This is a genomic window from Bacteroides sp. FSHCM14E1 (assembly GCF_019633785.1).
Taxonomy (GTDB): Bacteria; Bacteroidota; Bacteroidia; order Bacteroidales; family Bacteroidaceae; genus Bacteroides; species Bacteroides hominis.
Genome location: NZ_JADKYL010000001.1, coordinates 609,130 through 635,629 on the forward strand (window position 1 = coordinate 609,130; position 26,500 = coordinate 635,629).

Genomic DNA, 26,500 nt, shown 5'->3' on the forward strand with positions numbered 1-26,500 from the left:
ATGAAAGTACTGACCTTCTTTCACCATAAGAAAACACTGTATATAGCCGGAAGCATACTGCTTCTGGCTATTGCCTTTACTATCGGTTATCTGCACTGGATGGCTCCGACACAGATTCTGATCGTAAATCCGTTGCCCGCACAGGCAGCCGACATTGTACTGAACAATGACAGCCGTCACATTCAGGTCACTTGCATACAAACCGAAGATCTGAAATCACTCAAAGGTTATGACGCTGTTGTGCTCTATGGGCGGAGCCTCAACCTGACCGACAGCCAAACAAAGGAGATAGAACGTACTGCTTCTGCCGGTGTTCCTGTTTTCACAGTCTCGCTACGCAACTTCAACACTGTCATTAACCGTAACATCACCTCCGACGAAGAAGCGATGTTGCTCCGTTATTTTGGCGATGCCTGTCGTCAGAATTACCGGAACGGATTACGTTACCTTCGCCGGATTGCCACTCCTTCACGTTGGAGTACAGAAGCGTTTGACGCCCCTCTGCGTTTACCGAACAATCTTTTCTACCATCAGGAATATGGCAAATACTTCAACACTCCCGAAGACTTGGAACAATATTTGCGACAAAAGGGAATCTACCACGAAGGGGGACGCAAAATCGCATTTATCTCAGGTATCAGTTTCCCGATGGAAGGAAACCGTGCCCATGTGGATACCTTAATATCACGAATGACACAAGCCGGATTTAATGTTTACCCCATCGCAGGCAAAGATAAACGTACCGAAATGCTGCGTAACCTCCATCCGGATGCAATGGTATACCTACCCATGGGTAGATTAGGCAACGATTCGCTGATAAACTGGTTACATACGGAAAACATCCCGATTTTCAACCCTTTCCCCCTGATCCAGTCACGGGAAGAGTGGCTCGATCCGATGAAGCCCGTCAGCGGAGGAACCTTGACAGCCCGTGTGCTTGTTCCCGAAATAGACGGAGGAATGACTCCCCTACTGATTGCTACACAAAACCTTCACGAAAGCGGTTATTATCTTCACGAACCCGAAATGGAAAGGGTTGACAACTTTATCAGTCACCTGCGCAAGTATCTGGATCTGCGTACGAAGCCCAACCGCGATAAACGAATTGCTATCTGCTATTTCAAGACACCGGGCAAAGACGCACTGCTTGCCAGTGGCATGGAAGTAATCCCCTCTCTCTATAACTTCCTGAAAAAGCTGCGCTCCGAAGGATATGATGTAAGCAATCTCCCTCCCACTGTCGAAGAGTTCGGCAAACAGATTTACCGGGACGGAGCCGTTATGGGTTCATATGCGGCAGGAGCCCAGGAAAAGTTTCTGTCGACAGCACATCCTGTCTGGCTGACCAAAACGCAGTATGAAAAATGGGCTCACGAAGTGATTGATGCAGAAAAATACAAAGAAGTAACCGAACGTTACGGCGAAGCCCCCGGCCACTTGCTGACCGGAAAGAACGAACAGGGCGAAGAGCAACTTGCCATCGCTTGTCTTCGTTTCGGCAATGTAATTCTCTTCCCCCAACCCCGTCCGGCACTGGGCGATGACGATTTCAAACTGGTACATGGTATGCCTGTAGCACCACCGCACAGTTACCTGGCACCTTATTTATATGTACAAAAGGAGTTCCGGGCGGATGCCTTGATTCATTTCGGCACTCACGGAAATCTGGAGTATACCCCCGGAAAAAATGTAGCTCTTTCGCATAGCGACTGGGCAGACGCATTAGTGGGAGATTTACCCCACTTTTACTATTATACAACCGGAAATGTCGGCGAAGGTATCATCGCCAAACGCCGTACTCATGCCGTACTTGTTACCCATCTGACTCCCCCTTATGTAGAAAGCGGAATGCGCCAACGATATGCGTCTTTGCTGGAAGACATTCACAAGATACTTGCCGAAGGAACAGAAAAGAACCGGATATCTGGATTACGCATCAAAAAAGAAGTGGTTAAACTTGGACTGCACCGTGATCTCAAACTCGACTCCACACTCAGCCGACCTTATACAGACGAAGAGCTGGAGCAGATCGATCTCTTTGCCGAAGAAATAGCCAATGAAAAGACAATCGGAGCCTACTACACATTGGGAGAAACTTATTCGGCCAAAGACTTACTGACTACCACTCTTGCCGTCAGTGCCGACCCTCTGGCCTATTCAATGGCAAAGCAAGACCGTGATAAAGGGAAAATCACTACTGAACAGTTGCAAGACTTCGGCTACATAGCCCATCATTATCTACCTGTTGCCAAACAACGGCTGATTCCCCTTTTACAGAATCCGCCCAAAGATACCGCAAGCATTGCCCCTGAACTTCGGGACGCACTTCGTTACCGCTCGCAACTGATAGCCTCCACCGATAACGAGCTGTCTGCCATGCTGCGCGGTCTCAGTGGAGGAACCGTATTCCCTGCACCGGGAGGAGACCCTGTTCTCAATCCTAACGTGCTACCTACCGGAAGAAATATGTATAGCATCAATGTGGAAACTACTCCCGGCATAGCTTCGTGGGAAGACGGGAAACGATTGGCGGAAGCCACCTTGAAGGCATATCGTGAGAACCACGACGGAGAATATCCGCGTAAAGTAAGTTATTCTTTTTGGGCAGGTGAATTTATCACTACCGAAGGAGCTACACTGGCACAAGTATTCTGGATGCTCGGCGTAGAACCCATCCGTGATAAAATGGGGCGTGTAGTCGACCTACGCTTGGTACCTTCGGCAGAATTAGGACGTCCAAGGATCAACGTTGTCGTACAAGTATCAGGTCAATTGCGTGATATAGCGGGATCGCGGCTGACCATGCTTACCGATGCCATCCGACTGGCTTCATCTGCCGATAGCGAATCATTCCCAAACTACGTGTCGTCGGGCACACGCCTACAAGAAAAGCTACTGGTTGAAAAAGGCGTTTCCCCCAAGAAGGCACGTGAAATGTCAGTCATGCGTGTGTTTGGTCCTGTCAATAGCGGATATAACACCGGCATGATGGCCTATACGGAAAAGAGTGACCGATGGGATAATGAATCGGAACTGGCAGACGGCTATCTCAACAATATGGGGGCAGCCTACGGAGATGAAGAAAGCTGGGGAGAGATGCAAAAAGACCTCTTTGCCTCGGCACTCTCCGAAACAGACGTAGTGATACAACCCCGGCAAAGCAATACTTGGGGGCCACTCTCCTTAGACCATGTATATGAATTTATGGGAGGTCTTTCGCTAACAGTAAAAACACTGACCGGCAAAGAGCCCGATGCACTGATGGCAGACTATCGGAACAGGAATAACAAACGGATACAGAACGTCAACGAAGCCATTGCCGTAGAAGCAAGGGCTACCATCTTAAATCCTACTTTCATAGAAGAGCGAATGAAAGGCGGTGCCACCACGGCCCAAATGTTCGGTGAGATATTCCGTAACATCTTCGGGTGGCACGCTACCCGCCCTTCGGCTATAGACAAGGAGATTTTCAATGACCTGTACAAGATGTATATCCTTGACGAGAACCATCTGGGAATCCGAAATTATTTCCAACAGGTAAACCCCGCTTCCTATCAGGCAATGACTGCGGTCATGCTCGAAAGTGCCCGCAAAGGTTACTGGAAAGCAGATGACGAACAACTGAGAACAACCGCACAGTTCCATGCGGAAATCACCCGTGAAGCAGGAGCAGCCTGTACGGAATTTGTTTGTGACAACCGGAAACTCCAACAATTTATAGAGAATAAGTTGACGCCATCCGAAGCCGGAAGCTATCGGGAAGTTATGCAGGACATTCTTCAGGGAACCGGTACAGACGGAAAGAACATCGTACTGAAAGAGGAGAAACTGACCCAAGCCGAAAGCCGGGAAAAGAATGTCGTCAATGGTATACTGACAGGGGGAATTGTTCTTATTATCTTTGCCGGAATGATATTTCTATTAAAAAGGAAGAAGTAATCATGGAATCTGTCATTCATCTGCTGATGGGCTTCATTGTCCTGAATTTCATCCTGAAGATAGGATTCTATCCACGATGGGGAGTCTGGCTGGCAGGTATTGGCTGTGCAGTTTTCCTACTTGCCATAGGTGAGTGGGCGACGGAGCAATCAGCTACGGAGATAGCCTCCCTGTTTGCTTCCCGCTCCCGGATGCTGACCTTTTCTGTGTACATCACACTTGAGTCCTCCGTAATGATTGCCTTCTGCTTCAACTGTTTCGCTAAAGTTTTACCACACCCGACTCTCTTCCGGGAGACAGTCAGCCGGATATTGAATCTATATCCCGGTCTACTTATGGCAGTTGTTCTCGCCTATCTGTTGCCCCAACTGTTTTTTACCTTTCCGGGAATCAGTTTCAGGCTTATCACTGTCGTATGTTCAGTATCGGTTTTCATACTGATACCCATCATCAGTTTACTACTGAAAAGTATATTGGGAGAGACAAGACTCCGGCTTGAGATGCTCTTCATCACCAGTTTGTTTGTTGTATTGTTGAGTATCATTGTCACAGGAAATAACTAAATAACAAATATAATTAATGGAAACAATATCAAATGCACTATTCTGGATATCCAACGGATTACTCGTTCCGGTGGTAGTTTTGCTATTGCTGTTTTTTGCAAGAGCAATCCTGCTGGCAGGGGGCTTTTTTGGAGAATTCTACCGTAGAATAAATACCCAGAAGAACTTTGCCCGGCAATTGGAAGAGTTAACTCCCGAAAACGCCGGAGAAAAGATAGGACTTCTTGTGGGAGATAACAACACTCTTCTGCAACAATGCCTCGTCAAGCTATACTCCCACCGGGAGAATACAGCCTATTGCGAACGTCTACTTGCCAATTTTGAGGTAGATGCAGAACAGGAATTAGGCCGGTCACGTACCTTTGTCAAATTAGGCCCGATGCTTGGATTAATGGGAACCTTGATTCCCATGGGGCCTGCACTTGTCGGCCTGGCTACAGGAGACATTGCCTCGATGGCCTACAACATGCAGGTAGCCTTTGCAACCACAGTTGTAGGCATGGTAATAGCCGCCATTGGCGTGATTACCCTACAAATCCGTCAACGTTGGTATGCCCACGAAATGAACGATCTCGAGTTTATAAGTAAAACCCTTTATAATGCGAAACAGACTCCTGCACAGCCAGAATGATACCGACCCGATGGGAACGGTAGCTAACTTATTTGATGTAGCAATGGTATTTGCCGTGGCACTGATGGTAGCACTCGTCAGCCGATTCAATATGACCGAGATCTTCTCAAAGGAAGATTATACCATGGTAAAGAATCCCGGAAAGGAAAACATGGAAATCATTACCAAAGAAGGCAAAGAGATTAAACGATACACTCCTTCCGAACAAAAAGAATCGTCCGGCAAGCGGGGCAGGAAAGTAGGTGTAGCCTACGAACTGGATAACGGAGAAATCATTTATGTTCCCGAATAAAAGGCTAAAAACGGATTAATCCGTATCTTTGCTACATAGTTTTTCTAAATCAGGAATAGGAAATGAATCAGGTTCACCACAGAGGACACAGAGGACGCAGAGAATATCTTTCTCTTAAACATCCATATAAACAAGAGATTAAAACTCTGTGCCCTCTGTGTCCTCTGTGGTGAATAATACTCAAAACCATTGCAATTATGAAACAACCCAAGATAATCGTAGCCGGCATCGGGCCGGGAAGTGAACAAGATATTACCCCTGCGGTGCTCGCTGCCGTGAGTGAAGCAGATGTAGTGGTGGGATACAAGTATTATTTTCGTTTTATCCGTGACTTTGTCCGTCCGGATGCCGAATGTATCGACACCGGAATGAAGCGCGAACGGGTTCGTGCCGAACAAGCTTTCGAATACGCCGAACAAGGCAAAACAGTCTGCGTCATCAGTTCGGGCGATGCAGGTATCTATGGCATGACTCCCTTGATATATGAAATGAAACGCGAACGACAGAGCGATGTGGAAATCATCGCCTTGCCCGGAATCAGTGCTTTCCAAAAAGCTGCCTCCCTGCTGGGTGCTCCGGTAGGACACGATTTCTGCGTCATCTCCCTCTCCGACCTGATGACTCCGTGGGAACGCATCGAACGCCGTATCATCGCCGCCGCACAAGCCGATTTTGTAACTGCCGTCTACAACCCCAAAAGCGAAGGACGCTACTGGCAGCTATACCGCCTCCGGGAATTGTTTCTGCAGGAAGGGCGCTCGCCGGAGACTCCGGTGGGATATGTCCGCCAGGCAGGCAGAGATGAACAGGAAATACACGTAACGACTCTTTCCGCATTCGATCCGGAAGAAGTAGACATGTTCACGGTCATCATCATTGGTAATTCGCAAACCTACTCTTTCGGTGAAACGATGATTACTCCCCGCGGGTATTATCGTGAGACAAAAGAAGACGCAACCGGCATCGGACAGGATATTATGATACGCAGTTTCCGTACCATCGATGGAGAATTGAAAAACAAAAACATCCCGCTCGACCATAAATGGGCTTTGCTCCATGCCATCCACACAACGGCGGACTTTGATATGGAAAAACTACTCTACACCGACCCCGGTGCAGTGGCTTCACTTTATCATGCCATCGGTGAGGGAAAATTGAAAACGATTGTCACAGATGTGACCATGGCTGCATCCGGCATTCGCAAAGGTGCCTTGCAACGTCTGGGTGTCGAGGTAAAATGTTACCTGAATGATGAAAGGGTAGCAGAAATGGCTGCCTCTAAAGGCATCACCCGCACACAAGCCGGTATCCGCCTGGCCGTAGAAGAACACCCGGACGCTCTATTCGTATTTGGCAATGCTCCCACGGCACTCATGGAACTGTGCGACCTGATCCGCAAAGAAAAAGCGCAGCCGTCCGGCATCGTTGCCGCTCCCGTAGGTTTTGTCCACGTACAGGAGTCCAAGCACATGACCAAACCCTTCGTTCACATCCCCAAACTGATTGTAGAAGGCCGTAAAGGAGGCAGTAACCTGGCAGCCACACTGGTCAACGCCATCCTCTGTTATCCGGATGCCAAACAATTAAGACCAGGAAGAGACGTTTAAAAGGAGAGAAAACCCATTAGAAACTTAAAGACATGACAGATCACCATCATCCCACCCAATTCATTGTCATCGGTCTGGACGACAGCCCTGCTCCTTATCTCCCACCCTCGATACAGGTACTGATACGCGAGGGTAAGGTCTTTTCAGGGGGCTTGCGTCACCATGACATCATCTCCGCCTTCCTTCCCGAAGGGGCGGAATGGATCGATATCACTGTCCCTCTCGACGCGGTATTTGCCCGTTACGAGGCCTACGACCACATTGTTGTCTTCGCTTCGGGCGACCCGCTCTTTTTCGGATTCGCCAATACCATCCGCCGGCGTTTGCCCGAGGCGAGGATACAACTTTATCCTACCTTCAACTCCCTGCAAACACTGGCTCACCGATTAGTCATGCCTTATGACGACATGCGCACCGTATCCCTCACAGGGCGTCCCTGGCATGAATTTGACCGGGCACTGATAGAACGCACACCGAAAATGGGCATTCTCACCGACAGGGAACACACCCCTGCCGCTATAGCCCGACGTATGTTGGACTATGGCTACACTCATTATACGATGTACGTCGGCGAACATCTGGGCAACCCGGAACGGGAACGTATCCGCCGGCTGGAACTTCAAGAGGCGGCAGAACTGACCTTTGAATATCCCAACTGCCTGATTGTCCATCAGTACCCCGACACCTATACTTCCCAGCACCAGAGAGGAGATATACTCTCCCACCCCGGAGCGCGTATAAATCTCCCTCCACTCGGAATCCCCGATGAAGAGTTCGAACTGCTGGACGGGCGCACCAGGATGATCACCAAAGCTCCCATCCGTCTGCTTACACTCAGTACGCTGGAACTGAATCGCCGCGTCTCTTTCTGGGATGTCGGTTTCTGTACCGGCTCCGTATCCATCGAAGCCAAACTGCAATTCCCGCACCTGCACGTTACCTCCTTTGAGATCCGTCCCGAAGGACAAAGACTGATGGAGGTCAACAGCCGGCGTTTCGGCACTCCGGGCATCACCATCCTCATTGGTGATTTCCTTGAAGCCGACCTCGACACCATTTCCCACCCCGATGCCGTCTTTATCGGCGGGCATGGCGGACATCTGAAGGAGATGATTGCACGCATCTCCCATTACCTCCTTCCGGGAGGATGCATTGTCTTCAACTCCGTATCCGAAGAAAGCAAGTCGCTCTTTATCGAAGGGATAAGAGAAGCCGGACTCCGGCTCCTCAGCGGAACAAGAATTGCCGTCAATGAATACAACCCCATTGAAATACTCAAAGCCGAACAACAATGAAAACAGCTATTATCGTAATATCAGAAGCCAGCATATCCATGGCGAAAACCCTCAAGCAGGAACTACCTGAATCTGAAATTTTCTCTACCATCGCAAATGCCGACTGCCGGCATATCCCGGCCCTTCAGGAGGCAGTTCCACAACTGTTCCGCGACTCCGACGCACTTATCTTTATCGGGGCGATGGGCATTTGTGTGCGTGCCATCGCTCCCTGCATTGAAGATAAGAAGACAGATCCCGCCGTGCTATGCGTAGACAGTACGGGACGCTACGTCATTTCCGTACTCTCCGGACACGTCGGCGGTGCCAACGGACTCACCCAATATGTGGCAGGCATTCTGGGTGCCGAACCTGTCATCACCACCCGTAGCGACCGCACCGGACTCTGGGCACTCGACACCCTCGGAAAGAAATACGACTGGCAGGCAATCCCCAGCGAAAACAGCGACATGAACCACCTGATCTCCCTTTTCGTCGACTGTGCACCGACTGCCCTGTTACTCGATATTCGTGACGAAGGCACTGCCCAACTGGAACACACCTTGCCGTCACACGTAGATGTGTTCTATAACTTCAAGGACATAGATACCGGCAAATACCGCCTGTTGCTGCTCATCACTCCTTATTTGTATGAAACTTCCGGCATGCAAGCACTCTACTATGTACCCAAAGTGCTGCACATGGGTATGGGACTGGCACGCAACGCCGGCCCGAAGAATGCCGTCATCACCCGCCTGATGAACACATTACTGGAGGCAAACATCATACCTGCCGCCATTCGGACCATCTCCTCCATTGAAGAGAAAAAGCATGAAGAAGTACTGAAACTGCTTGCCGATGCTTATGAACTGCACTTGTACACAGCCAGCCAACTCAGCCAGGTAGATGTACCTACCCCAAGCGAGGTAGTCGATAAATACATGGGTACGCCCAGCGTATCCGAAGCCTCAGCCTTGCTGACAGCCGGAGGCGGCCCGCTGATTCTGCCGAAGCAGAAATGTGAGAACTTTACCGTTGCCATCGCCCTGGACAGCGCAGCCGTACGCCAAGGGCACATCGAAATTGTGGGAGCCGGTCCCGGCGATCCCGAACTGATTTCAGTACGCGGACGCCGTTTCCTTGAAGAAGCCGACCTGATTCTCTATGCCGGCAGCCTCGTCCCGCGCGAACTGACCGAATGTGCCAAAGCCGGAGCCACCATACGCAGTTCGGCGTCCATGACTCTTGAAGAACAGTTTGCCCTGATGAAAGAGTTTTACGACCGCGGACAGCTGGTAGTCCGCCTGCATACGGGCGATCCCTGCATCTATGGTGCTATCCAGGAACAGATGAACTTCTTCGACCGATACGGCATGCGTTATCACATCACTCCGGGCATCTCGTCATTCCAGGCCGCGGCCGCTGCCTTGCAATCACAGTTCACCATCCCCGAAAAAGTACAAACCATCATCCTCACCCGAGGCGAAGGACGCACGCCCATGCCCGAGAAAGAGAAACTCAGCCTGCTGGCACGTTCGCAAAGCACCATGTGCATCTTCCTCAGTGCGGGTGTGATCGATCAGGTTCAACAGGAATTACTTGAACATTATCCTCCCACTACCCCCGTTGCCGCTTGTTATCATCTGACGTGGAAAGACGAACGCATCTATCGTGGCGAGCTGAAGGATCTGGCACAAATCGTAAAGGAGAACAACCTGACACTGACCACCATGATTGTCGTAGGCGACGCCATCGACAACCGTGAAGGATTATCACGCCTGTACTCACACCAATTCAAACATCTATTCCGTAAGTAAAATGATACTGATATTAGGAGGAACAACCGAAGGAAGGAAGGTCGTCGGCATTGCCGAAGAAGCCGGAAAACCTTATTACTATTCAACCAAAGGAGACGAACAGGAAATCAGCCTGCAACACGGAATACGGCTCACAGGTGCGCTGACCCAGACCACTATGAAAGCCTTCTGCCGAGAGAACGGTATCCGCCTGCTGGTGGATGCCGCCCATCCCTTTGCAGAACAACTGCACGCAACGGTCACCGCCGTTTCACAGGCGCTCGGCATCCCTTGCATTCGGTACGAACGCATGTATGATGACCTGTTCAAGCTGTTTAATGAAGAGATGTACGATGAATATCCGCTCAAACTGAGGGAAAAGTATGAAGAACTGTCAGAGTTACTCAACGAAGAAGGTATACATCGGGTACTTGCCCTGACCGGGGTCCAGTCCATCCCCAAACTAAAACCCTTCTGGAAGAAAAAGGAAAGTGAGTGTTACTTCCGCATTCTCGACCGCGAAAGCTCCCGCGAGATAGTCCGGAAGGCAGGCTTTCCCGAAGACCGCTTGGTCTATTATACTCCCGGCAAAGAGAACCTGCCCGAACTCCTCCGGCAACTCTCTCCGGAAGTCGTTCTTCTGAAAGAAAGCGGCGTGTCCGGAGGATTCTCCGAGAAAGTGAACATCATTACCGAACAGGGAATCCGTCTTTATATCCTTCTTCGCCCTTCTCTGCCCCCGTATGACCAGACAGTGAATGGAGTGAATGGAATGCGCCGTGCCATCGAGCACTTTCTGCCCGACTTCCTGCCCCTGCGCAGCGGACTTACCACCGGGACATGCGCAACCGCAGCCGCCAGCGCAGCTCTGCGGAAACTCCTGTCGCCCATACCCGGAAATAGAATAAAAGATGTTTCCGTTTTGCTCCCCAACGGAGAAAAGATTGCCGTCCCTGTCCATTCCGTTACCGGCTCGTTCACTGACCGGCGCATGGAAGTCTCCTGCACTGTGATCAAAGACGGAGGCGATGATCCCGATGTCACGAACGGGCTACCCATTGTAGCTACCGTATCCATCGATATTTCTGAAAAAAAGCTGCACACCGGAGGTGAGCGGCAACAGGTTATACAAATCCACGGCGGACAGGGTGTCGGTACCGTCACCCTACCCGGATTGGGACTGGAAGTAGGCGGACCGGCCATCAACACCACTCCCCGGCAAATGATTACAGAAAATCTGCTGCACATCCTTGACAGACACACCCCCGTGCCCACTGCCCCCATACATGTCACCATCTCTGTCCCCGGAGGCGAAGAGGTTGCCGCTCGCACCTTCAATCCCCGCCTCGGTGTTGTAGGTGGCATTTCCATTATCGGCACCAGCGGTATTGTGAAGCCATTTTCTTCCGAAGCATTTGTCAATTCCATTCGTAAAGAAATGTCGGTAGCCCAGGCTACAGGTTCTCCCCGCATCGTCATCAATTCGGGTGCCAAGAGCGAAAAATACATCCGCAGCCTCTACCCTGAATTACCCTCACAGGCTTTCGTCCATTATGGTAACTTCATTGGTGAAACCATCCGGATCGCTGCCGAACTCGGCATCCTGCAACTCACGTTGGGGGTTATGATCGGTAAAGCCGTAAAGCTGGCAGAAGGACACCTCGACACGCATAGTAAAAAAGTAACGATGAATAAAGAATTCCTGAAAGAGATAGCCCGTCAGTCCGGGTGCAACACTGCCACTGTAACAGCCATCGAAGGCATCACGTTGGCACGGGAACTTTGGGAACTCCTGCCCGAAGCGGAACTTCAGGCATTTTGTTCATTACTGATCGAACAATGCCATCGCCATTGCGACCCACTGTTGCCCAACGGAGAACTGACTATTCTGCTGATAACGGAAGAAGGGAAAGTGATTCGTTAAAGAAAAGAATAACCCACATACTATTTAGATAAGTCCGAAACTCACCACAGAGGGACACAGAGTAACACAGAGTGAATATTAAGTCATTATTAATAATCTGTGTAATCTGTGGTGAAAGAGACTTTTAACATCCCTTATTCTACCAGCCACCGATCCAAATTCCTTTTTTCGGCACTGAACTCCACCCCAACTTTCACGAGTTTTCTTCCATCCATCAGATAAGGAATCAGATATCCTTTATCATCTATTTGTTGCAAAGCCCGCTCGGCCGTTCCGTTTAGTTTAAATTCAAAGACATAAATATAATCAGCTGTTTTAACCACAGCATCCGCACGCCCTTTGGCACTTCTGACTTCTACTTGGGTAAACTGCCCCATCAATTTAAAAACCAAATAAAAAACAACCTGATAATGACGTTCGGTGGCGGCATTGAGTTCATAAGGAAAATCGGCAAAAAAAGCTCGCAAGCGTGTAAGAAAAGCATCCACTTCACCTTTCCGTAACTCTTGTACAAATCTTCCGATATAAAAATTCTGTTCTTCCTCAGCTACAGGAGTATAATAAGATACAAGAAAATTCAGAAAACCGTACTTAACCTCCTCATTAGGGAAAACTAACCGGTAAAGCTCAAACTCTTTATCATATCCCTTAATCGTCAGATAACCGCTTTGATAAATCAATGCTATCGGATTATTAACTTCGATCCGATATTCCATAAATGATGAAGCGGCTACTTCCACCCCATCTATCAATGTACGCAGATCGTAATCACTTTTCTGCAAAAGTTTGACCAGGAAAGTGGGCGTACCCGTCTGAAACCAATAATTGCCAAATTCAAGTCTACTGAATGAACTAAGTACACTAAATGGATTGAATACTCCTTCTCCTTTAGGATGAAAATGATAACCGTCATACTTCCGGGCCATCATTTCAATAGCCTCTTCCGGAGTCATATCATTTGCTTCTGCCAGTTGTTTAAGTTCGGGTACAAAAGTTGTCGTAAGCTCTTCTCGCGTAATTCCACATACAGTAGAGTACGCAAAATCAAGGCTGATATCGTTCAGCTGGTTTAAATCACTAAATACACTGACTTGTGCGAACTTTGTTACTCCGGTCAGGAAAACAAAACGCAGATAGCGGTCAGCGCTCTTCAATACTCCATAAAACGCTTTTAAAGTATTACGATATTCATCCAGCAATTCCCCATTGTCCAATGCCTGCAAGAGAGGCTTGTCATATTCGTCAATCAGCACGACTACTCCACGACCGGTAAGTTCGGATGCACGACGGATCACACCGATAAAACGTTGTGATAAGGTCTCTTCATCCACCCCATGTCCGTACTTTAACTCCCACTGCGTCAACTGGCTACTCAATATCGCATGTAACGCCTGAAGCGAATCATATTTTTCGGCATTTAGATCCAGATGCAACACTGGATACTCTTTCCACTCCGTCTCCAGCTTCTCTATGGCAAGTCCTCCAAACAGTTCTTTCTTTCCTTTGAAATATGCTTCGAAAGTAGAAAGCAACAGACTCTTACCAAATCGACGAGGACGACTCAGAAAATACGGAATACTGGTGGAAGCTATTTTCCACAATAGTGCTGTTTTATCTACATACAAATATCCTCCCTCACGGAGTTTCTCAAATGTCTGTATCCCTATCGGAAATTTACGGTCTAAGTCGATCATTTTTCCTCTATTTTAAAGGTTCATGCAAATATACAAATATAGATTAATATAATATGGGAATATGGGAATATTACTTTATAGGAATATAAGAATCTATATAAACCGAGCAAGTCCACCTTTCCCCACCGGGAAAGCATGGACCTGCAACAAACAAAACAAGCAAGGGGAAGCGTCTGTCGCAGATAGCTTCCACACGATTAAGATATATGATTACTCTAAAATGATATTGAATGTATAGTTATTGTTTCGGCGGAGAGAATAGTCATTGATATCACTCCTGCCCAGATCAATGTTTTTTGTATACTCAGTCCCCCCTTTCGTTGCTTTTATTTGGAGTTGCGTGCGTTCATTCCGGTTTGTTCCTGTGGTTACATTCTCCGCCATATAATAATAACGATAAGAAGAAGTTGTTCCCAATGTTCCGGCAGTGATCACCTCTTCCGTATAATCACCGCTTTCCGGTGCCAGATACGTATCCGAAGGGAATAGATAACCTTTGGTCTGCGCCCGCTTCAATTGAATTTTCACGTTGCTGAATACTCCTGCCGTCTTGGCCGAAACAGCTATGTTGAGCCTGCATACCAGACGTCCCAATACCACATTCACAGCGGTGGTTCCGGTAGTAATCTCTCCTTCATAATAGCCGAAAAGACATACATTCCGGTCAGCACTCCGTTCTTTCATCCAGCCCATATCTACCACCAGACTTTTGAAACCATTCAGGTTATCTGGCCACGCAGGAGTCTCCGCATCCGTCAAATTGCCTACTATGCAAAGGGTACTGCGCCCGGTCCTCAGTGTGACTCCTTCAAGCGTTGTATTGAGCACCGGTGTGGTCAGCACTATCCGTTCACTGCCGATCAGGATACCTTCACGGTCAAACTGCAGAATCCACAAATTACCAATCAGGTTTTCATAATCGGGTGCCATCGGCTGCTCCGCACGGGTAACCGCATCATTGGTAAAAGAAGCGGCAGTGAGCCCAACCGACACTTTTACCACGTCCTCTTCCTGATCCATCGGTTCATGGGGTATGCAGGCACCCAACGTAAGCAGACAAACACTAAAAACGATATATCCGAATCTTTTCATGGGACTATTATTAAGTATTACTCTAATTTGTTCATTTCACCACAGATTACACAGATTAACACAGAACTTTTAATCGTAGATATCAACGAGATAAATTATAAATCTGTGTTAATCTGTGTAATCTGTGGTGAGCTCTTATGTATCCATTTCCACATTTTCCGTCCACGAACGGTTTTGCCAGGTCAGCACAGTCACGCCGTTACTGATCTTCACCGTAGCGGTATAGTTATACGAATGCCCTGCTGTCAGATACAAACCGGTCAGTAACATCTGATACTGAGTGGGGTTACCATTCACTTTCAGATTCAGCAACACGCTGATAGAGTGCGAACGTGCATCTGTGGGCAATATGCCGGTATGTGCCATCAGGCTGTTATCGGCATTTTGGGTGGCCTGTGTGATACGTACCGATGCACTTTGGTCGCCCACTTTCACGGGCAGCACCTCTCCATTCACCCAGTCAAAACTGGTTGTATTGTCCAGTGGTTGCTGTATGCCACTGATTTCAATTCCTTCGGCAAGCATCTCCAAGGAGTGTACGCCCTCACCCGCTTTGACAGTAAACTGCATCCGTGCCGTCTGGTTGATGATGGGGGGCAGATACAGGGTCTGAACATTGTTCAATGTACCCCCTTCATCAATTTTCGTAATGGTCACCGCCGTCATGGCTGTTTGCGTATACCGGTCGTCGGTCGCAAGCAGATATTCTCCATTACCGATATTGACAAAACCCTTTGAGTTTAAGGCCTTGGCAGGTGACAGGATTCTGAAGTAATAAGTACCCGCCTTCATATAAAGAGGAGTACTGCTTGAAGATATTACCGTCCCGTCGTCGTCTACTTCGCAGGGATAAAGCAAACTGCTGCCTGACGTACCGGCGTTACGTACCAGATAGGCTTTGGAATACTCTTCCATTAAGTTCTTGGTATTATCATATACCACCAGTCGTATCGTACTCCCGTCTTCCAGCAGATAAATCGGTTTATCCTGCAATGTTTCACTATCCTGTGCCGTTGCACGGGTACGGACCGAAGGAAGCATAGAAGCGTAATATCCGCCGGCAATGGGATTCACCTGTACCAGTTCCTCCGTATTCTCCTCTTCGGGAGAGGCAGGGACACATGCCGTACAGAGCAGAACCATGATTACATACAACCAACTTTTGAAGACAATCATTCTTTTCATACTTACTCTCCATTTCATTTTGAAGTGACATCCCTCACACAACGGATAGAAACGCCGGCAGCCCTGTTCGTAGAGTATACCGCAAAGTAACGACGGCTGGTATTGCCTATATATTTAAAAGAAGCAGCATACATATAAGCACCGTTAGGGGTCGATGTTGCATACACTACCTCAGCACCGGCATTATACAGTGCCGCTTGATCAGGATAAATATAACCGGAAACAGGCAGATTGATAAAATCACTGGGATGCTTCCAGTCATAATCCGTATTACAGGTACTTATATTCAGGTCGGCATCTTTATCACATGGAAACCTCGAGATTGTAACATAGGCGCGATAGCGTGTTCCATAATCCGTTACAGACTGCCCGTCTCCAACCATCCCCACTGTCCACATCAGGCGGTAAGCTTGTGGAGTTCCCTGATACTTAATTGCATAAATGACTCCATACGATGCACCACTTGCCCGTTGGCATACATAAACTGTTCGGGCACCTGCCTCCGGGTCATTCGAAGCAACTTCCCTCCAGGACGTCCCGCTATGGTTTGCAAATGTCAAGTCGCCATATCTCTCTGCCGTAGGCATAATTCCATCAAAATCCGCCTTAGTAGGCACGCGCCAGCCCGTCGGACAAGGGTCATTCTTTGTGTTCTTCCAATAAGTAGAACTGGTAGCGGCAGTATAATCCCAATCACCGCCGACCCTAACGTAACTAAATGTCTTACCGACATCTCCCGGATTAAGCGCTAAGGTCTCCACCGCCGTAGGCCGCCCGATAGGAGCATCGCTCTCATGTCCCACTATCTGTGGGTAAGGTCTTGCACCCCCGTCTCTATCAACCATACTTTTAGGTCTTTGACGCGTCACTCCGTCACTTCCTTTATAGTTTACTGTTTTAGGCAGATAATATGGAATACTTCTTCCCATCTGATACACATATCCTCTGGCTCCTTCCCATCCCTCGGCGGTTGTCATATCCGCACTGGTAGCTCCGAGATTCCGGTCCATCCACATCAAGCCGTTAAAAGTCAGGGGTTGCCCCAGATATTGCGAATCATCATCATGTTCGATCCAATCGTACCGGCGGGGAATAATTGTAATAATCTGTACATCACTGTTAGTGATCGTAATGGTGAGTGTATACTCGTAATTGGGCAGGAAGCGGAAAGGCTCCGTCACGGTTTGACCACTTTCATCTTTCTGAACGATCCCGTCATCTCCCATAACCGGAACACGAATTTCATACGTATCCGTTCGATCTCCACTGTTCGTTCCCGTCGTAGCTACATTTATTTTAAGTCCCTCCGTAGCCGTGGTTAGAGTCGGGAATATCAGGCATTCGGCAGCCGCACTGCCCGATTGCCCGTCTATAGTTACAGACTGCACACTTTCCGTCACAGCTTGAGAGAATCCGCTGCCCAGAACCGCACGGTCACTTTTCCCTCCCGTATGGCTGTATTCTCCGGTCGAAAGCAAGAGCGCTCCTTCGCTATAATCACTGACAGAAATACCCTGCAACCGGATATCTTGCAATACATCCGTATCCGTTGAACCGCTTTCCGGCTTTTGCTTCACCACCTCAAACTTCAACTTAGACAAAGTATGCTTGAAGGGTAAGGTAATCACTCCCGAGTTGATACCCGATTGTCCTGTCAGCACAGCACGGCGCAAGTCGGGCAGTGCTCCTCCGGCAGAGGAAGTGACGTTGCAAACAGGTACGCCATCTGCTTCGGAACCGCATACCGGCAGAGTCGTATTACCGTATGTCAGTGCATAAAAGTCGAGGATTCGGCCTTCAAAACGGTCTTCGTCAGTACCTGCACTCAGATATTCTATCTGATGTGTGCCGTCCGCATCCACGACCTCCGTGCCCTCCTGCCCATTCATCGTAGAGAGTCTGCCGCTCCACGAACTCCCTATAAGTCCGTATAGCCGGTATTTAGTGCCGGCTGTGAAATGATTCACCGACACATCTCCCGCACGGGTGATGGCCTGCTCTTCACTCGAGGAGAGTGTAAAGCTGTCACCACCCTGCGCAGGTATGTGTTCCTCTTCGGGAGTGCAGCCGGTAACCAGTGCAGCAGTCACGGCTACGGTTGAAAGAAAGAATCGTATTATTGTTTTCATATATTCAGCTCTTTTTATTTAGATTCACCACAGAGGACACAGAGGGCACAGAGTTAGAGTATTTAAGTTTACAGCCCCTCCCCTGTTCATCGTTCCCTGTTCACCGTTCATCTATGTACTTGGAACCGGTTCAGGAACCACCACGGGAATGGTCATTTTTCCTCCATCCCCCCACTCTTTTTCTTCGCCTTCCAGCGTAAAAGAGTCGATATCAAAATTGAGAGTGGTTCCATACGACTCTCCGGCCTGCAACTGAGTTACCGGGGTTCCAGATTGATCCATGAAATTCAGATTGCCATCCAAAACAGGAAAGCTTGCCTTTCGCGCTCCGGTCGTAAAATTTACATCCTTGGCCACATCCGCTGTCAACGTAAGCCCCGGTGTACCCAAAGAGGAAATATCGGTCAGCAAGTCGTTCGTCGCACAGGGTATCAGATAGAATACCGCAATCTGCGTATCCTCCGTACTCAATATCTGGCCGGGATGATCGATAACCAAATCGGCGGAAGCCGGAGCCCCTACATAGTGTTTCACCCCCGTATCCCATTTCACCCCTCCGCACACTAACCGTGAGGGTACTGTCAACTTGAGGTTCTTGACATACAGCTTACCGACCGTGTTGTCCGTACGCCTTGCCTTGAGCACGATGCGTACAGTGGCATGCGCGAACTCCAACGCCCGTCCGAAAGGTTGCTTCCTGCTGCCCGTAACTCCATTCGGAGTAACCAACACATCGGTCAGCCCTGCTCCCGAAGACGGTAACGAATAGGTGCCGTGATTGTCTGCCGTAGTCATAACCGAAGGGCAAAGTCCCATCACCACCACCCGGGAGTTATCAGCCGGATAATCCGCTTCCGTATTATAGGGTGCATCGGCGTAATCACCGATCGCCCCTGCCGGAGTGGAGATTTTATAAGGAGAGCCCAATGTCCCCGCACTGAAATCCGTCTCTTTCCAGAACAGCAGTAACGGAGTGCTTTCGCTGCCTGCCACCCCATCCGTACGGGTGAGAGCTACCTCCATGGGTATCTCCTGTTCGTACTCTCCTTCTCCGGATGCACACGAGGCAGACAGCTGACACAGGCAAAGCAGCAGGCATGCCCGGCAGAATCTACTCTTTTTTTCTTCTTTATTCATAGTTGTATGCTTTCTTTTTCAGCTTTCACCACAGAGTACACAGAGGGCACAGAGAACATATTTTTCTCTTCAATACCCTATAAACAAGAGATTAAAACTTCGTGTCGCTCTGTGGTGAATCATATTTATTTTCCTTTCTACGTCGGCCTGACTATGATTGTATTACCCGAACTCGTCACCCAGTCCGTTACTTTCATCGTGGCACGCATCGGTTGCGGCAAAGCGGCCGAAGGCAGACTAAACCGGGTAATACGCAGCAGATAATAACGGTTGCGCAAAATGCCGGAATCCGTACTGAAAGCGATTGTGCCGTCGGTAGCAATTGTGCCGTCTATATAAGTGTAATAATAACCGATCCCGCCTTCGTAAGCGGTAAAATCAGTACGTTTCAGGGTACCCGCACCGATGGCGGCCTTCATGCCCGCATAGCTGTAATAGTCACTCCCGTTGGTAAAGTAAGTGCCTGCCGCATGTGTTTCCGCCTCGGCAGGTGTCGTCGTTGCGGGCAAGTAAGTAGCGGCATCGGCAGGAGATGTCAGGGTTTGCGTGATTCCGGCCCCGGTAATAATCTGTTTGGGGACAAACTTCGCCGCTACCAGCAGATGGGTAGCCACCAGGCGGGGAATCTCCGCTTGGGTTGAACTGAGCGTTCCTGTCAGATCCAGCCCGCCTTCAAGAGAGGCGGTAGAAGTGGCAGTCGTGTTCTCCGGACAATACAGTCCACCGGTATAAGCGCCGCTTGTCGAGGGGACAGTGGCCGTAGCATTGTACCGGGGGGCGTCATACGCTTCCGGAGCGCTACCTTCTGCCCAGACACTGCCCAAGGTACGGTAAGCGAATTGCTGTTCAGGCACATCGGGTGCCGACACATAATTGCCGCCACCATCTTTTACCACATACGGGTCTACTTCATAATTAGGATCTTTCCCATCCGAAGGCGCATTCAGATACACCTTCCGGTTCACCGTATTGAGGGCATACCGCACTTCCGACAAACGAATCCAGCCCGGATCATCCGCCGGACGAGCCGCATAATCGGACATCCGTACATACGCCCCTCCGTCGTCCGTATAGGTATCGCACACCAGCAGTACTTTAGCCACCAACCTTTCGAGCGCGACAGGCGAGGCCGTAAGATCTATATTCACATCGGTACCCGCACTGACCGTTACGGCATCGGCGGCTTTTCCGGTCATGGCAATGCCCTCCGCCTGACGGGCAAACTGTCCGATCACTTCGTCATATCCGTCTCCGGCAGCGGTATACAATCCCAGGCCTCCCGCCTGCCCGCAAATGGCATGCACCTGGCCGGGCAACAGATTGGCACCCACATAGACCTTCTTCCGTCCGGGAGCAGTCGGTATGCGGGCCTGATACACGTCCGTCGCACCACTTGTCGCGCCGTAAACCACTTCGTACTGCACATCATTCCAATCTTCGTTTCCGCTCCCGTCGACCGATACCAGAAAAACGGCGACAGAAGAGATCTTCTCCTCAACCGCTTCGCCCGCCGATACGGCCGCCCGGGTACTTGCTCCCGCCACCCGCACCGAGAAACGGACACACGCCGTCACCCGGTCCGTCCCTGCCGGAGTGCCCGGCATATCGGTATCGTCGGAGCATCCACATGCCAGCAGGCAGAGCAGAAACCGAAAAAACAAGGTAAATATGCTGCCTTTACAGTTGTGCATCATTCAGTCTGATAATCCATCCGTTAATGTTCAGCGCCTCCAGCCTTCCCATCGGGGTAAGGTAGAAAATCACGTTGAACTGATCTTCGTAATCAAGGTAATCCTGGTCGCTGAGCTCCACACCGCTGCTCTCTTCAAACAGGGGACGCGTCATCAGCAGATAATGCGTCAGGTCGACGTCCACTACTTTCTGTCCCGAGGTGCGGTCCGTCACCACCAGACGGGCCTCCTGCCCTGCCAGTAGGCGCAATGTATTCAAGCGGGCACGTGCCAGGCTGACTTCTCCCGTACGGGTGGCCGCCGGTTCCGTTTCGGACGCGGACTCCGTATGGTAGGCGGCATAAGTCACCCGGTTGCCCGTTATTATCTCGTTGTCGGCATTCAGGTGACCGTTATCCGCCAATAGGGTAAAGTCATAATCATCGGCATCCAGCCCCTCGCCCGAAGTGTCGTGCAGGGTGATGATGAACCGGTTGCTGTCCTTCAGCATCGGCACACTGACCGATGTCAGTTCCGAAGGCTGTATCCGGCTCAGCCGAACATGCCCATACCACAGGTGTCCCAGTTCGTCATCCTGACGTCCGTCCCCGTCACGTTCCAGCCAGAGTACCAACTCGTCACGGGTCGAACTGCCCGGTGTGAGCTGCGGTATCCGGTAATGCCGGTTGTCCCCTCCCGCCCAGAACACCAGTTCGTAAACATCTCCGTCTTTATACTCCAGTGGCAGGGTAATGATAGATCCGTTTTCAGTCAGCGATTGCCTGTTTTCAGTGTGCAGGCAGACAAACTGTCCCTGTGCGTCGAACACGTAGAGGGACAATGTGTCAATCTCGTCGGTGATGATGCCTATCCCGCTACCGGGCTGTATCTGTGCATGCAATGCAGGCTGAAGACGAATACGAAAACCACTGGGACAGTCGCCGCGATCGTCCTTGGTCCACGAGCAGGCGGATAAGCCCGCCAACAGGCAAAACCATAAGAACGGCAGAAGCCGACTGCCGGAATGGGAGAAACAGGAGGTCTGAAAGTTATCGGACATGGTTGGGAAAATTTTATGATTGAACAGGGGGTTCACCACAGAGGACACAGAGGACACAGAGTTTTAAGCTCTTGTTTATAGGGTATTGAAGAGAAAAATATGTTCTCTGTGCCCTCTGTGGTGAGTGGGTTAACGTCCCAATACGGCATTATTCGTGCGTACTATCCAGGGTTTGATACTTAACTTCACATTCAGCAATACGGTGGTCGGATCATCGGTTTCGGTATCGGTGATGATATCTTCGGTTACACCGTCTTTGCCCACACCTTGAATACCGGTGACGGTTACTTTATAGACATTGTTGCGGACAATGCCGAACTCCATCACGTCTTCTGCCGTATTTTCCGAAGGGATGTGCTTGATCCAATACGGATAATAACAAACGAACTTGCCATCGGCACTCCCTTTTTTGAAGCACTGGACGTCGTTCTTCTTCAGGTCAGCAGGGGCACCACCGGCAGAACTGGAAGTAGTTCCGTCCGCCAGCAATACGCCGGCTTCCTTCAGCGCTGCAATATCCTTGTAAAAGATGCCGGAATGATAGAAGATTTCAGACATGCTGGTAAATGTGGAGTTCTCTTCCACACCACCACTACCAGCCTTTTTTTGCATCATTTTACTCGGAGCTATTTCCGCTTTAAATACGATACCGGTTGTATATCCGTTCTTCTGTTTATCCTTCAGCATCGTGTTTTCATGGCAGTAAGCGGCGACTTTGGTTTCTGCCGCAGCGGAAGAATAACCCGGCATAGCCGTATAAGTTCCCCCAAAAGAACCGAAAGACAACAAGCCGAATGCGCCTGATCCTTGCAGATACCAGTCGGCATAGCTACCGGCTAAAGCAGCAGGTGTGCCGGAATAAGTTTTACTATACGTTTTCGGATCTACCACATACGGCAATGAAGTGGTTGAGTTACCATAATTTGCCTCGCCCAAAGGATTCGTTGCAGTGCTTTCTTTATCCACATGACGGAAATAATACCCCTCTTTCCGTGCGTTGACTACATAATAGCCTGTCAGGGTGATATTCGTAATATTGCCGATAGCAGTCACTGTGGTAGAAAAGCTGGTATACACATTAGCGGCAGAAGCCACATTGGCTCCTCCCGCCATCACCGTAATCTTTCCCATCATACGCTCTACCGTTGCCGCAATGGTTTGTTCCGGATCTTTGGTGATCGTCTGGGCAATATAAGGAAGAGTATTCGTTTTATCATTGTTGGGAGAACGGCTCGCCATCACCAGTCCGGCCTCCGGCACAGCAGCTATCACGCCCGTAGCGTCAGCCGTTGTCTTTGCAAGGAAATCGGCTTCGGTCAAGCTATTCTTGCTGCCGTCAGTCACTCCATTGACCGTACCGTTCACCACAATGTAAATACGATAGTCTCCCGGTGTCAAGGCTGTTTTCTTACTGGTCCATACAATCGTTTTAGCGTCGGCAGTGCTGGCTGTCATTTGTGTAAACTGGTTGATGGAAATAATCTCTTTCAACTTAGCGCTACCAAAGCTACTACTCGCTCCTCCTGGAAACAAATACAGGTTGGCGGTCTTCACTTTGTATTCATCCTCCGAACCGGCTTCAGTAGTGTTATCGTCAGTATCTGCCGTCGTACCGGCTCTTGTTTCCGCCACGCCGTTCGGCACGGCAATGGTCACTGTGGTATAAGCTCTCGCTTCTTCCGGATTCTCTCCGCCCGGGATGTCCGTATCGTCGGAACAGGCGGACCAGGTTGTCAGCAGCAAAGCAGCCAACCCCATCATACTCATGTACTTTAGTCTTTTCATTTCTTTTTATATTATGTGATACACTTATTGCGTTATACCGGTTGTCGCGGCCCGTTGTTCCGCATTCATCTTTTTAAGGTTCTCTTCCGCCTCCCGGTTTCCGGCTTTCGCCGCTCTGTGCAGCCATATCCCGGCCTCTTTGTCGTCTCCGCACAACAGATGGCATACTCCCCGTGCGTTCCACGAACGTTCGTCCGCCTCTACTGTTTTCAGCAGCCGGAATGCTTCTTCATAATCCCGCACCCGAATGGCAGCTATCGCACGGTTCACCGTATCCGCCACACTGTCAGGACGGTTGGCATACTCCACACGGATGTAGCAGGCATCGCGCAACTGCGGATAGAGCACATCCAGCACCGAACGGTACGGACGCCCTCCCGCCAGAGCTTTCAGCCTGTCGTTCCGTTCTTCCTCCGGATGGCTGCGGAGAATGGCAAGCACCTCCTCTTTATACGTCATGTCGCTTTCATTTACCAGTTCGGCCAGCCTGCCCCAGTCTACTCCCCCGGCATTCAGTTCAAACAACGATACAGGCAGGTTCATACGGCCCGAGAGAGCATGTCGCAAAGCCTCGGCACGTTTCGCCGACAACTTCCGGTTCAGCTCCGTCGCTCCTTCGGGCGAAGCATATCCGGTGATCGAGATACCTTGCAGGAATGCGCAACTGTCCGCACGCAGCAATCCGATGGCTTCCGTTATCCGGCGCAGGTTTCCGGCATTGGCCGAGTATAGTGTATCCACCACTGCCGACGCCGCACGGAAACGAATACCGATGCCGCTTTCACGCAGGGGACGGCTGCCCGCCTCACACAAGAACGGATAGTCAGCCGCATGTTCCGCTACCGACCGGCTCACCTGCGAAGCAACCTCACAAACCGAGGGACGATAGGGCAAAGCCACCGGAAAAGCACCGGAGGAAACGACGCTCCCCACCGTCTGTACCCGGCAGCAACCTTCCCGGTCGATGTCGAGCCGCAGGTTCAAACCACTCTCCATCCACGGAGCATAGCGCAGCGTATCGGTATACAAGAAGGTATCTCCATTACGGGCGGTCAGCCGATGACCCGCCTCACCGGCACTGCCTTTCAAGAGACGTTGTTGCCTCGCCCTGCGTGCCATGATGCGCCCCGTCACCACAAACGGGCTGAGCAACACACTATCCGAGGCGTTGCCCAGACAAGGGGTAATCACCCAGCGGTGACGGGCACGCACTGCGCGGGGGGCTATCTTTATGGCAAACGAGACATATACCTGTCCACCCGCACGCTGCATTCGGACAGCAGTAAGGGCCACTCCTCCGGACGGCCCCGCCGCACGGGCAGACGGCATGCCGGAACACAGGGCAAAGGCCGCCAGGCAACAGGCTGACGCCAAAGCCTTCCGAAAGCATATTCTTAAACGGGTCGATCGTATCTTCTCTTTCATAAAACTTTTCATTTTAGCATATAAATCAAGCTGATGCCCACACGGGTCGGTGCCAGGAAGTTTTTCTTATCCGCTCCCCGATATTCGCCACAGGCAGGGCAATTAAAGCGTTTGTACTCGGCATGTACCCATCCCGCGCCTACGGTAGCCTCCAGATTCCAGCGTTTGCCCAGCACCCACGAGTAGCCGTATGAAAGCCCTGCCATCACCGCCCATCCCTCGTAGCGGGAAGAGGCCGAATGGGAGACAAAAGGCAGACGCACCCGGCTCAGGTTGTACTCTCCCCCTCCGGCATGCACGCCCAGAAAATGCCCGTAGAACGATTGGCAAAGCCAATAGCGCGCCTCCCCCTGTGCCATCCAGAATTTCCACTTCCGGTTGTTCTCAAAGCTCCACGGACAGGCGCTTCCCGAAACATCGAGTGTCCATCGGGAGGCCAACGCCCACTCGGCGGCAAGCGAAGGAGCGGTCGCGACATCGTGCAGCAAATTGGTTTTAACTGCTGCCCTCTGTGCCAGCACGTTGCCCGAAACAAGCAAAAGCAATATGAATAGTTGTTTTTTCATTCTGTTAGTTTATCTGAAACAAACCGGCAATCCGTTCATAAATCGGTCAGAGGTATCTCCGACAGGTAGACGCGGGTCATCTGGTTGATGATCCCCAACTTATGGGCGGCACGGTGATAGCGTGCGTACATTTTCTCACAATCCGGTTGATTACAATTCAGATGTTGGTCCGTGGCTTCCATTACATGGAGCAGGGAGATTTGGAAGAGGGGACGGGTCAGCTCATAGATTTCCGGAGTGACATCACCGGCATGATCCGCCTTGACACGTATCAGCCCTGCGGATTCCAATTGCCCCAGAAGTTCGCCAAGAGGCTTACAACTACCTTCTAATTCCTGGAAGTTTACTGTTTCCTGAAGGGAAATATGACGCAAGACAGATATGGCTGTCAAAGTTAACGGCGTAAGCATAAGCTATTTTGTTTTGTTGTGTGATCGTCCGTTACTTTGTAGGTAACGGCAATTAACATAAAATAGATTCGGATAGCGTTCCTGACAGGACACTGAGATTTAAATAATAAAAAACATCTGATGATGGCAATAGAATATTCATCCGCGTTAAATAACAGTAAACGTGGCCAACCCCTCTTATAGTTTTTTTAGGAGAAAATAGGGAAAACTAATGCAAAGCATGCATCTTTTTTAAAATTAATTGCCTTTTTTATAAAAAACTTGTCTTTTTATTTGTTTGTGTGAAAAATAATATCCAATTTTGCAGCAATAATTTATTGC

The 26,500-nt window shown here is 49.9% G+C and carries 19 protein-coding genes; 8 read left to right on the forward strand and 11 right to left on the reverse strand.

All coding sequences use genetic code 11. From position 1 onward, the window contains the following. From ISX59_RS02610 to cbiD, 8 genes are all read left to right on the forward strand, one after another. Entirely contained in the window at nt 1-3,939 is a 3,939-nt protein-coding gene (locus ISX59_RS02610) for a cobaltochelatase subunit CobN (protein ID WP_220575633.1), read from the forward strand. Nucleotides 3,940-3,941: 2 nt separating this feature from the next. Then, entirely contained in the window at nt 3,942-4,502 is a 561-nt protein-coding gene (locus tag ISX59_RS02615) for a hypothetical protein (RefSeq protein ID WP_220575634.1), read from the forward strand. Between the two features lie 16 nt (nt 4,503-4,518). Next, on the forward strand, nt 4,519-5,133 hold the full coding sequence (locus ISX59_RS02620) for a MotA/TolQ/ExbB proton channel family protein (RefSeq protein ID WP_220575635.1): 615 nt from the start codon (nt 4,519-4,521) through the stop codon (nt 5,131-5,133). Then, the gene (locus ISX59_RS02625; protein WP_122142161.1) at nt 5,102-5,425 is read left to right on the forward strand and encodes a DUF2149 domain-containing protein; all 324 of its coding nucleotides are present in this window, start codon (nt 5,102-5,104) and stop codon (nt 5,423-5,425) included. The genes ISX59_RS02620 and ISX59_RS02625 overlap by 32 nt, the downstream gene beginning before the upstream one ends. 197 nt (nt 5,426-5,622) lie before the next feature. After that, a complete protein-coding gene (gene cobJ / locus ISX59_RS02630; RefSeq protein ID WP_220575636.1) occupies nt 5,623-7,032 on the forward strand; it encodes a precorrin-3B C(17)-methyltransferase in 1,410 nt (469 codons plus the stop codon). 32 nt (nt 7,033-7,064) lie between these two features. Then, nucleotides 7,065-8,327: a precorrin-6y C5,15-methyltransferase (decarboxylating) subunit CbiE gene (gene cbiE, locus ISX59_RS02635; protein WP_220575637.1), complete on the forward strand. Its 1,263-nt coding sequence runs from the start codon at nt 7,065-7,067 to the stop codon at nt 8,325-8,327. After that, entirely contained in the window at nt 8,324-10,123 is a 1,800-nt protein-coding gene (gene cobM, locus ISX59_RS02640) for a precorrin-4 C(11)-methyltransferase (protein ID WP_220575638.1), read from the forward strand. Before cbiE ends, cobM begins: the two co-directional genes overlap by 4 nt. A 1-nt stretch (nt 10,124) precedes the next feature. Further along, nucleotides 10,125-12,026, forward strand: a complete 1,902-nt coding sequence (cbiD, locus tag ISX59_RS02645) for a cobalt-precorrin-5B (C(1))-methyltransferase CbiD (protein ID WP_220575639.1) — start codon at nt 10,125-10,127, stop codon at nt 12,024-12,026. A 134-nt stretch (nt 12,027-12,160) separates the two neighbouring features. On the opposite strand, the gene ISX59_RS02650 is transcribed toward cbiD, so the two are convergent. The 11 genes from ISX59_RS02650 to ISX59_RS02700 all read right to left on the reverse strand — a co-directional run bounded on the left by ISX59_RS02650 (nt 12,161) and on the right by ISX59_RS02700 (nt 26,179). Then, entirely contained in the window at nt 12,161-13,720 is a 1,560-nt protein-coding gene (locus ISX59_RS02650) for an ATP-binding protein (RefSeq protein ID WP_220575640.1), read from the reverse strand. Between the two features lie 210 nt (nt 13,721-13,930). Beyond that, entirely contained in the window at nt 13,931-14,830 is a 900-nt protein-coding gene (locus tag ISX59_RS02655) for a DUF4906 domain-containing protein (RefSeq protein WP_220575657.1), read from the reverse strand. 117 nt (nt 14,831-14,947) lie between these two features. After that, on the reverse strand, nt 14,948-15,997 hold the full coding sequence (locus ISX59_RS02660) for a BF2992 family fimbrillin-A clan protein (RefSeq protein ID WP_032531028.1): 1,050 nt from the start codon (nt 15,995-15,997) through the stop codon (nt 14,948-14,950). 14 nt (nt 15,998-16,011) lie between these two features. Further along, complete coding sequence (locus ISX59_RS02665; protein WP_220575641.1) at nt 16,012-18,126, reverse strand: fimbrillin family protein; 2,115 nt, start codon at nt 18,124-18,126, stop codon at nt 16,012-16,014. A gap of 111 nt (nt 18,127-18,237) precedes the next feature. Beyond that, nucleotides 18,238-19,263 carry a hypothetical protein gene (locus ISX59_RS02670; protein ID WP_220575642.1) on the reverse strand — a complete coding sequence of 342 codons (1,026 nt, stop codon included), beginning with the start codon at nt 19,261-19,263 and terminating at the stop codon, nt 18,238-18,240. Between the two features lie 137 nt (nt 19,264-19,400). Further along, nucleotides 19,401-20,954: an Mfa1 family fimbria major subunit gene (locus ISX59_RS02675; RefSeq protein ID WP_220575658.1), complete on the reverse strand. Its 1,554-nt coding sequence runs from the start codon at nt 20,952-20,954 to the stop codon at nt 19,401-19,403. Continuing rightward, on the reverse strand, nt 20,941-21,993 hold the full coding sequence (locus tag ISX59_RS02680) for a FimB/Mfa2 family fimbrial subunit (protein ID WP_005806380.1): 1,053 nt from the start codon (nt 21,991-21,993) through the stop codon (nt 20,941-20,943). The genes ISX59_RS02675 and ISX59_RS02680 overlap by 14 nt, the downstream gene beginning before the upstream one ends. A 129-nt stretch (nt 21,994-22,122) precedes the next feature. After that, on the reverse strand, nt 22,123-23,778 hold the full coding sequence (locus tag ISX59_RS02685; RefSeq protein ID WP_220575643.1) for an Mfa1 family fimbria major subunit: 1,656 nt from the start codon (nt 23,776-23,778) through the stop codon (nt 22,123-22,125). Nucleotides 23,779-23,802: 24 nt separating this feature from the next. Then, entirely contained in the window at nt 23,803-25,203 is a 1,401-nt protein-coding gene (locus tag ISX59_RS02690) for a hypothetical protein (RefSeq protein WP_220575644.1), read from the reverse strand. A gap of 8 nt (nt 25,204-25,211) precedes the next feature. Next, nucleotides 25,212-25,769 (reverse strand): DUF3575 domain-containing protein, encoded by a 558-nt coding sequence (locus ISX59_RS02695; RefSeq protein ID WP_032539246.1) that lies wholly within the window; start codon nt 25,767-25,769, stop codon nt 25,212-25,214. A 35-nt stretch (nt 25,770-25,804) separates the two neighbouring features. After that, nucleotides 25,805-26,179, reverse strand: coding sequence for a hypothetical protein (locus ISX59_RS02700; protein WP_032530991.1), 375 nt, complete (start codon nt 26,177-26,179; stop codon nt 25,805-25,807). Nucleotides 26,180-26,500: the final 321 nt, after the last annotated feature.

What these genes read in the sequence shown, in the direction of transcription:
- ISX59_RS02610 (WP_220575633.1), top strand. Translation starts at nt 1, where the DNA reads ATGAAAGTACTGACCTTCTTTCACCATAAGAAAACACTGTATATAGCC.
- ISX59_RS02615 (WP_220575634.1), top strand. Translation starts at nt 3,942, where the DNA reads ATGGAATCTGTCATTCATCTGCTGATGGGCTTCATTGTCCTGAATTTC.
- ISX59_RS02620 (WP_220575635.1), top strand. Translation starts at nt 4,519, where the DNA reads ATGGAAACAATATCAAATGCACTATTCTGGATATCCAACGGATTACTC.
- ISX59_RS02625 (WP_122142161.1), top strand. Translation starts at nt 5,102, where the DNA reads ATGCGAAACAGACTCCTGCACAGCCAGAATGATACCGACCCGATGGGA.
- cobJ (WP_220575636.1), top strand. Translation starts at nt 5,623, where the DNA reads ATGAAACAACCCAAGATAATCGTAGCCGGCATCGGGCCGGGAAGTGAA.
- cbiE (WP_220575637.1), top strand. Translation starts at nt 7,065, where the DNA reads ATGACAGATCACCATCATCCCACCCAATTCATTGTCATCGGTCTGGAC.
- cobM (WP_220575638.1), top strand. Translation starts at nt 8,324, where the DNA reads ATGAAAACAGCTATTATCGTAATATCAGAAGCCAGCATATCCATGGCG.
- cbiD (WP_220575639.1), top strand. Translation starts at nt 10,125, where the DNA reads ATGATACTGATATTAGGAGGAACAACCGAAGGAAGGAAGGTCGTCGGC.
- ISX59_RS02650 (WP_220575640.1), bottom strand. Translation starts at nt 13,720, where the DNA reads ATGATCGACTTAGACCGTAAATTTCCGATAGGGATACAGACATTTGAG.
- ISX59_RS02660 (WP_032531028.1), bottom strand. Translation starts at nt 15,997, where the DNA reads ATGAAAAGAATGATTGTCTTCAAAAGTTGGTTGTATGTAATCATGGTT.
- ISX59_RS02665 (WP_220575641.1), bottom strand. Translation starts at nt 18,126, where the DNA reads ATGAAAACAATAATACGATTCTTTCTTTCAACCGTAGCCGTGACTGCT.
- ISX59_RS02670 (WP_220575642.1), bottom strand. Translation starts at nt 19,263, where the DNA reads ATGAATAAAGAAGAAAAAAAGAGTAGATTCTGCCGGGCATGCCTGCTG.
- ISX59_RS02675 (WP_220575658.1), bottom strand. Translation starts at nt 20,954, where the DNA reads ATGCACAACTGTAAAGGCAGCATATTTACCTTGTTTTTTCGGTTTCTG.
- ISX59_RS02680 (WP_005806380.1), bottom strand. Translation starts at nt 21,993, where the DNA reads ATGTCCGATAACTTTCAGACCTCCTGTTTCTCCCATTCCGGCAGTCGG.
- ISX59_RS02685 (WP_220575643.1), bottom strand. Translation starts at nt 23,778, where the DNA reads ATGAAAAGACTAAAGTACATGAGTATGATGGGGTTGGCTGCTTTGCTG.
- ISX59_RS02690 (WP_220575644.1), bottom strand. Translation starts at nt 25,203, where the DNA reads ATGAAAGAGAAGATACGATCGACCCGTTTAAGAATATGCTTTCGGAAG.
- ISX59_RS02695 (WP_032539246.1), bottom strand. Translation starts at nt 25,769, where the DNA reads ATGAAAAAACAACTATTCATATTGCTTTTGCTTGTTTCGGGCAACGTG.
- ISX59_RS02700 (WP_032530991.1), bottom strand. Translation starts at nt 26,179, where the DNA reads ATGCTTACGCCGTTAACTTTGACAGCCATATCTGTCTTGCGTCATATT.